Here is a 7,430-nt window from a genome sequence, read left to right as displayed (position 1 = left end):
GCCAGGGCGGCTACGGTTTCCAGGTGTCGCTGACGCTGGCGCGGCTGGGTGCGGCGCTGCTGCGCGGCCAGCCGCTGCCGGACGATCTCACGGCACGCGGTATCATCTCCGCCGCGCTTGCGCCCGACCGTTTCATCACCCCGGCAGCGACGCCATGAACTTCACCGGCCTGCCCTTCCCTCAACCCGTAAAGTGTCATCAGGAGCGTTTGCGATGAAATCCGTTCTGCGCGCAGTCCTTACCTCGTCCTTGCTGGCCTCGTCCGTCCTTCTTGGCGGACAGGCCTACGCCAAAACCCTGGTCTATTGCTCGGAAGCCAATCCCGAAACCTTCAACCCGGCGATCGGCACGGCGGACTCCACCATGGATGCCGCCGCCAAGACGATCTTCAACCGGCTGGTCGAGTTCAAGCCTGGCACGACCGAGGTCGGGCCGGCGCTGGCCGAAAGCTGGGAGGTCTCAGCCGACGGCAAGATCTACACATTCCACCTACGCCACGGCGTGAAATTCCAGTCGAACGACCACTTTACACCGTCGCGCGAGTTCAATGCCGACGACGTGCTGTACACCTTCAACCGCCAGCGCGACGCCAGCAATCCCTACCACAAGCTCGGCGGCGGCGCTTACGAGTACTTCAACGCACTAGGCATGGGCACGCTGATCGACAAGATAGACAAGGTCGACGACCACACCGTGCGCTTCACGCTGACGGCTGCCAATGTTACCTTCCTGCCCGGCATCGCTCTCGACTATCTCTCTATCCTGTCCCTGGAGCAGACCGAAAAGATGGTCGCCGCCGGCACGCCGGAACTGATCGATAGCGAGCCCGTCGGCACCGGCCCGTTCGTGCTGCAGGCCTATGTGCCCGACAGCCAGATCCGCTACGCCGCCAACAAGGATTACTGGCGCGGCGCGCCGAAGATCGACACGCTGGTGTTCGCCGTCACGCCCGAACCGACCACGCGCGTCGAGCGTCTTAAGGCCAATGAGTGCCAGGTCGCCGCCCCGCCGCCGCCAAGCGCCGTCGCCGATTTGCGCACCGATCCCGACATCACCGTGCTCGACCTCAAGGGCCAGAACATCGGCATTCTCGGCTTCAATGTCGAACATCAGCCGCTCGGCGATGTGCGCGTGCGCATGGCGCTGGCCAAGGCCGTCGACCGCAAGGCGATCGTCGACGCCGTCTATGCCGGCGCCGGCACGGTCGCCGGCAGCGTCGTGCCGCCGGCGCAGATCGGCGCCGTCACCGATGCCGGCATCGACTATGACCCGGATGGCGCGAAGGCGCTGCTGAAGGAAGCCGGCCACGAGAGCGACCTGAAAATCAGCCTGTGGGCGATGCCGGTATCGCGGCCCTACAATCCCAATGCCAAGCGCATGGCCGAGATGATCCAGGCCGACTGGGCGAAAGTCGGCGTCAAGGCCGAGATCGTCAGCTTTGAATGGGGCGAATATCTTAAGCGCACCGCGGCGGGCGAACAGGACGCCTATCTGCTCGGCGGCAGCAGCGACAATGGCGACCCCGACAACATGCTGAGCTACCTGCTGTCCTGCGACGGCGTGAAGGGCGGCTCCAACCGCTCGCGCTGGTGCGATCCGGCCTTCGAGAAACTGCTGCAGGACGGCCGCGTCGCCGCCGATCCGAAACAGCGCGCCGACATCTACGCCAGGGCGCAAGCGATCCTGAAGGTCGAGGTGCCGGTGGCGCCGATCGCCCATTCGGTGGTGGCGATCCCGATCCGCAAGAGCGTGCTCAACTACGTGCTCGACCCCTTCGGCCGGCAGAACTTTGCCGCGGTCGATATGACGGAGTGAAGCTTGGCGACCCTGCCCTCGGGCTTGGCCCGAGGGCGCACCGACATGAATAAAACCAGTAATTTGGCGGCGAAAGCAGAATCCATGCGTGAAGACCTGAATGCCCTACTCAAGACCTATCTCACCGATGGGGCGGTGGGCGCCTCGCTCGCCTACTCGACAGGCGCCGCACCAACCGCCATCACCGTCGGCCTCGCCGACCGGGAGCATGGCGTTGCCGTCTCGCCCGACCGCCTGTTCAAGATCGGCAGTTGCACCAAGACCTTCGTCGCCGCCGCATTGGTCAAGCTCGCTCAGGACGGCAAGCTCGACCTAGGCGCGCCGATCGCCTCCTGGTTTCCCGACCTCCCAGGAGCAAAAGACATTTCGGTGCGCCAGCTGATCAACCACCGCAGCGGCCTGCCCGAGTTCGAATATTACATTCCGATGGATCCGAGCCGGCAATGGACGCCGCAACAGCTGGTCGACATAGCCTTCGTTTCCGACAAGCAGAAGGCGCCGGGCGGGCCCGCCGTCTACAACAACACCGGCTATGTTCTGGCCGGCATGGTGATCGAGGCTGTCTCCGGCCAGTCGCTGGGCGGTTATGTCAGAAGCGCGGTGCTGCACCCGCTCGGCCTGACAAACACCTGGTCGCCGGCCACCGAAGCCTTTCCGGAAAAGTCGATGGTGCGTGGTTACTACCACCGCCCCCCGCCGCCAGCGAATGCTCCCACCGACATCGCCTCGGGCGGCGAGATGTGGCGCATGGACGGCGTGCTGCCCTATTCCGACGACTTGCAGGATTCTTCCGATTCCTTCCCGTTCGGCGCTGCCTATGGCTGTGGCGACATGGTGTCGACGTCGTCCGACATGGTGGGTTTCATGCGCGGCCTGTTTTCCGGAAAGCTGCTGTCGCCACCGTTCTTCGCCGAGATGTTTGAGCACCGTGTGCCGGCAAGCTTTCCAGGCACTCGCATGCGCGAAACCGGTGCCGGCATGTTCCAGAGCATCTATGCCGACCGCGCCTTCTACGGCCACCAGGGCAGCATTCCCGGCTATGTCGCCGTGATGCTGCACGATCCGATCTCGGGGTTGACCATCGCCATGACCAGCAATGTCGGCTCCGGCAACCGGCTGTCCTTCCAGGCCAGTGGCCTCCATCCGGTGGTCGATAAGGCGATCAGGATAGCTCTTGGATGAAGGGTAGGGCCTATTCTGCGCCGCTACATTCGCCTCATGGCGCCAGAGCGCGAAGCGCGGCGTTGGCGGCGATGCTTTCATAGAAATCCTTCGGGCAATCGCTGGCGGCGAGCCGGTAAAGCCGCAAAGCTTCATCGTTATATGCATGGAGTTGGCTGAGTTCGGCAGTGTAGAAATTGGCCTCGCACACCTGTCCGGTTTTCGTAGCCGCGTCCGGATCATCGGCGGCGGCCAGCGTTTCGGCCGGCGTCTTCTCGCCGAGCAGCATGCGAACCACCGGCGCCGGCCACTTCGTCATGTCGAGCTTGCCGATTGCATCCTGCAAATGGCCCGCCGCTCCGTTGCGCCGCTCCACGATGTCCAGCCAAATCGCAAAATAGGCGTTGTCGGGCGCCAGCCCCGCCCCTTGCTCGAAATCCACCTGCGCCTTGGCAGGCGTGTCCGAATACAAATAGACGATGCCCCGACCCAGAAAGGCATAGGCATATTTCGGATCGATACTGGTCGCCTTGTCATAGTCAGCGATGGCGCGGGCATAGTCCCCCTTTGCCCACAATACCATGGCTCGGTTGCCGTAATCTTCGGACGCCGGGTCCAGATCGATGACGTGGTTATAGTCATCCAAGGCGCGGTCGTAATTGCCCTTCCTATGCCAAATCTCGCCTCGACCGATATAGAATTTGGCATCTTTGGGATCGAGGCCAATCGCCTTGTCGTAGTCGGCGATGGCGCGATCATCATTGCCCTTCCTATGCCAGGCCAGGCCGCGGTTGCCGTAAGCAGCGCTGTCTTTCGGACCGAGCGTAATTGCCTGGCTATAGTCCGCGATGGTTCGGTCGTAGTCGTGCTTTGCAAACCAGGCCCGGCCCCTGTTGTAGTAGGCAATGCCTAATTTCGGATCGAGAGTGATGGCCTGATCGTAATCGACGATGGCGCGGTCGTATTGGCCCTTATCCACCAAAATCACGCCTCGATTGACGTAAGCACGGAGATATTTCGGATCAACTTCTATTGCCTTGGTGTAGTCGGCCATCGCACGGTCCTGCTTGCCCTTTTGCGACCATAGCAGGCCTCGATTGTAGTAAGCGCCCGCGTACTTCGGATCGAGAGCCATGGCTTGGTCGTAGTCGGCCATGGCGCGGTCGTAATCGCCTTTGGTCGCCCAAATCAGACCTCGATTGGTGTAGGCATCTGCACTCGGATGGAGGCTGACCGCCTGGTCACTGTCGGCCATGGCATGGTCATAGTCGCCCTTGGCAATCCATGCCATCGCTCGATTGTAGTAAGCACTCGCAAACTTGGGGTCGAGGCCAATGGCCTGATCGAAATCGGCCATAGCGCGATCCAAGTCGCCCTTGGCCGCAAATGCGGCACCCCGGTTGTTGTAGGTTTCGACTCGTTTCGGGTCGAGATCGAGCGCCTTAGTGTAGTCGGCAAGAGCACGATCATTGTCGCCTTTTCTGAACCAGGCATAGCCTCGACCGTTGTAGGCGTCGGCGCGTTTTGGATCGATGCCGATCGCCTTCTCGAAATCGGCCATAGCCTGGTCGAAATCATCTTTGTGGATCTCGATCAGTCCCCCATTCAACTAGGCGTCGACCTGCGCGGGTTCGAGGCGGATTGCCTGATCGATATCGGCGATTGCGCGGCCATCGTCGCCCTTCATACTCCAGCCAGCGCCGCGCCTGAGGTAAGCGGTGCTGCGCTCATCAACGCGTCTGGCCGCGTCGTCGATGACGTATGTGCAGGCCTCCATTTGCCGAGCGCTACCGGCGACTTGGCCAACGCAGTCGGCAAAATTTACGTCAGCCGGGCCACATCCTGCCAGTGCCAGCAAGGCGGCAACGCAGGTCAGCTCTCGCCAGGAAAGCCAAAGCAGCTTCAGAACCGATCCGATCGACTCGCCCCCTATGTAAGGCAGTTGCGCAAAGTCTTGCTCAACGCGGTTCGACTGTAATCGATAAGATTTTTTGAGCAATCGCCAAAACGTCTACTTGAAAAGGCGCCCTCCAGCCTTCGTCCGTCCAGATCAGGCGCAAGAGGCGCAGCAGCGTTGCGCGCTCTTTCTTCGTCAGCCGATGCAGGAAGCGGTCCTCGTGTCGGCTAACCTGCTGCCGACACCCAGACATCGCCGCCCGGGCGGCCTGAGCAACGGCGAGCATCACGCGCGCCCGTCGCCGGCATGATCGAAGGAATTCCTGCTCACCGATGCGCTGCCGCGCACCGGTCGGCGGACAGGACTGAGGCGTCGATCAGACCGCAGGCGCACCGCGAAAAATCGTAACGGCCGCCGCGACGATTTCCGCATTGTCCTTGGCTGCCCTGCCACCGGCGAGCGTCTTGCCGTCTTCCAGACCGACCCGTGTCGACCAGCGCTGGCGATGCGCAAGCTTGACGAAGGGCCAGACAGTTGCATCGACGCCATGCAGCAGGATCGGCCGCCGTACCCCGGCGCGCTCGAGCACGGCGGCGATGCCATGCGCTTCGTCGAGTGCAGCGGACAGGTCCGGGATGTCGATCTCGATCAGAATGCGCAGCACCTGGTCGTGGCCGGGAAGCGCTACGAAGCGCTCGGCATCGGCGACGACGGCAAGCCCCGTCTCGATGCCGACACCGCGCTGGCGCAGCAGCTCCATCACGGCGGGCGCATCCGGTTCGGACAGGTTGACCGAAGCATAGTCGGGCAGGTCTCGCCAGCCGGCGATCGCCGTGCGAGTCCGCTCGACGTCGTTCTCGATCCAGGCGCCGGTCGACACGCCGACCAGTGTTCCCGGGCAGGTCCGGCGCACCGCCAGCACGGTGGCGTCGACGGCTGCCAGGCTTTCGCGCCCGTCAGTGCCGCGCGGATGGATGTGCAGTTCGGCCGCTCCAGCGGCGACGCAGGCTGCCGCATCGCTGGCCATTGCCTCGGCAGTCAGCGGCAGCTTCGGGTGGAAATCGCGCACGCGCGCGCCGTTGATGCAGGCCTGGACGATCATCGGTCTCACCTTGCGCAGGAAATTGACAGTCTAAACACGCGGCGGTGAAGCCGCCAATCTCCCCCGTGTGGGGGAGATCTTCAATCTCATCAAGCGTGCAGGCTGCGAAACAGATCGAAAATCTGATTGTTCAGGTCGGCAGGACAGCGCCCCCCTTTATCCTGCCGGACATCTCCCCCACGGGGGGAGATTGGCAGCATCAACGCCGCGCGCCTCCCCGCAACATTCGGCGGCATTTGAATAAAAGCCGCTTGTGGATATTTACCCGGCGTTCCCTCGTCTCCGGCAAGGTCTTCTAGGGCGGGATCATGGAGGGACCATTGACCAGCGATTTTTCAGCCGCCCGCATCCACCTCGAACGAGCCTATCATTATCTGCAAGGCAACGACGAGATGAGTCGCGCGGCCTGTGAAGCGCTCGATCTGTTGATCGAAGCGGTGACGGAAGCGCAGCACAGGCGACCCGAGGCTGGAGTGCTGGAGTTTCCGCAATCGACGGCGCGGCGAACCGGATAGAATGCGGCGAGTTTCAGGTCAGTTCGGCCTGGCCTGAAACTCGCCGCACCCGGATCACGATGCCTTGCGGGCCGTCGCTCCCTTGGTCGCACGCGCGACAATTCGTTCCAGCGGCTCTGGCCGGTGCAGCAAAAATCCCTGGCCGAAGGCGACGCCCATGTCGCTCAACATGGCCAGCGTGTCCTGCTGTTCGATCTTCTCGCCGACCACGTCACAGCCGAGGCTGCGGGCGATGCTGGTGATGGCCAGCACGATCTCGCGGTCGAAACGGCTTTGCGTGATGTGTTCGATGAAGGAACCGTCGATCTTGATCGTGTCGACGGGGAACCGCCGGAGATATTCGAACGAGCTCATACCGGCGCCGAAATCATCGAGGCTGACCCGGCAGCGCCGCTCGCGCGCCTTGCGCACAAACTGTTCGGCGGCGTCGAAATTGGTGACGGCGGCGGTTTCGGTGATCTCGAAGCCGATGCCCGAATGCGGCGCCCCGGTTTCTTCTATGACGTTGTCCACGAAGTCCCAAAGCTGCGGGTCGCTCAGCGTCTGCGCCGACAGATTGAAGCCAAGCGTCAACGCCCCCGAACGCAAGGCGGCACCATGCCGCGACAGCGCGGTGCGGATGATCCAGCGGTCGAGCCGCGACGCGATGCCGAACCGCTCGGCCACCGGAATGAACTCGCCGGGTGGCACCAGCCGGCCGTTGCGGGCGGCGAGCCTGGCCAACACTTCGACATGGCGGCTTTCCAGCCAGGGACGGCCCAGCCGATGGATTTCCTGGCCAAACAGCTTCAGCCTTCCGTCTTCCATGGCATCGACCGTATCGGCGACGACGCGCGCCGCGTTGAGGCCAACCGAACCCGATGCCGTATCGGTGGAGAAGACGGCAAATCGGTTCCGCCCGGCGGCCTTGGCCGCGTAGCAGGCGTCGTCGGCGCAGGCC

The 7,430-nt window shown here is 62.9% G+C and carries 8 protein-coding genes; 3 read left to right on the top strand and 5 right to left on the bottom strand.

Annotated elements, in window-relative coordinates; genetic code table 11:
- Positions 1-213 precede the first annotated feature (213 nt).
- Both EOD15_RS24270 and EOD15_RS24265 read left to right on the top strand, forming a co-directional pair.
- Positions 214-1,815, top strand: coding sequence for an ABC transporter substrate-binding protein (locus EOD15_RS24270; protein WP_127320525.1), 1,602 nt, complete (start codon positions 214-216; stop codon positions 1,813-1,815).
- An 84-nt stretch (positions 1,816-1,899) separates the two neighbouring features.
- The gene (locus EOD15_RS24265) at positions 1,900-2,997 is read left to right on the top strand and encodes a serine hydrolase domain-containing protein (RefSeq protein ID WP_127408901.1); all 1,098 of its coding nucleotides are present in this window, start codon (positions 1,900-1,902) and stop codon (positions 2,995-2,997) included.
- 34 nt (positions 2,998-3,031) lie between these two features.
- Here the strand turns inward: EOD15_RS24265 and EOD15_RS24260 are convergent, their stop codons facing one another.
- The 4 genes from EOD15_RS24260 to EOD15_RS24250 all read right to left on the bottom strand — a co-directional run bounded on the left by EOD15_RS24260 (position 3,032) and on the right by EOD15_RS24250 (position 5,975).
- Positions 3,032-4,585, bottom strand: a complete 1,554-nt coding sequence (locus EOD15_RS24260) for a tetratricopeptide repeat protein (RefSeq protein ID WP_127408900.1) — start codon at positions 4,583-4,585, stop codon at positions 3,032-3,034.
- Positions 4,586-4,753 carry a hypothetical protein gene (locus tag EOD15_RS36310; protein WP_210212202.1) on the bottom strand — a complete coding sequence of 56 codons (168 nt, stop codon included), beginning with the start codon at positions 4,751-4,753 and terminating at the stop codon, positions 4,586-4,588. It lies immediately after the preceding gene.
- Positions 4,754-4,934: 181 nt separating this feature from the next.
- Complete coding sequence (locus EOD15_RS36305) at positions 4,935-5,159, bottom strand: hypothetical protein (protein ID WP_245463752.1); 225 nt, start codon at positions 5,157-5,159, stop codon at positions 4,935-4,937.
- Positions 5,160-5,249: 90 nt separating this feature from the next.
- Positions 5,250-5,975 carry a 3-keto-5-aminohexanoate cleavage protein gene (locus tag EOD15_RS24250; protein ID WP_127320528.1) on the bottom strand — a complete coding sequence of 242 codons (726 nt, stop codon included), beginning with the start codon at positions 5,973-5,975 and terminating at the stop codon, positions 5,250-5,252.
- Positions 5,976-6,295: 320 nt separating this feature from the next.
- Here EOD15_RS24250 and EOD15_RS24245 point away from each other — a divergent pair, with 320 nt between their 5' ends.
- On the top strand, positions 6,296-6,490 hold the full coding sequence (locus tag EOD15_RS24245; RefSeq protein WP_164761719.1) for a hypothetical protein: 195 nt from the start codon (positions 6,296-6,298) through the stop codon (positions 6,488-6,490).
- Positions 6,491-6,544: 54 nt separating this feature from the next.
- On the opposite strand, the gene EOD15_RS24240 is transcribed toward EOD15_RS24245, so the two are convergent.
- A partial coding sequence (locus tag EOD15_RS24240; RefSeq protein ID WP_148129630.1) for an EAL domain-containing protein occupies positions 6,545-7,430 on the bottom strand: 886 nt, incomplete at its 5' end.

It is taken from the genome of Mesorhizobium sp. M7A.T.Ca.US.000.02.2.1 (assembly GCF_003996995.1).
GTDB lineage: Bacteria > Pseudomonadota > Alphaproteobacteria > Rhizobiales > Rhizobiaceae > Mesorhizobium.
The sequence above is the reverse complement of the archived record's forward strand: the minus strand, read 5'-3'. Positions and strand labels throughout refer to the sequence as shown.

Coding starts and splice junctions, on each gene's coding strand:
- EOD15_RS24270 (WP_127320525.1), top strand. CDS start 214: ATGAAATCCGTTCTGCGCGCAGTCCTTACCTCGTCCTTGCTGGCCTCG.
- EOD15_RS24250 (WP_127320528.1), bottom strand. CDS start 5,975: ATGATCGTCCAGGCCTGCATCAACGGCGCGCGCGTGCGCGATTTCCAC.
- EOD15_RS24265 (WP_127408901.1), top strand. CDS start 1,900: ATGCGTGAAGACCTGAATGCCCTACTCAAGACCTATCTCACCGATGGG.
- EOD15_RS36305 (WP_245463752.1), bottom strand. CDS start 5,159: ATGCTCGCCGTTGCTCAGGCCGCCCGGGCGGCGATGTCTGGGTGTCGG.
- EOD15_RS36310 (WP_210212202.1), bottom strand. CDS start 4,753: ATGGAGGCCTGCACATACGTCATCGACGACGCGGCCAGACGCGTTGAT.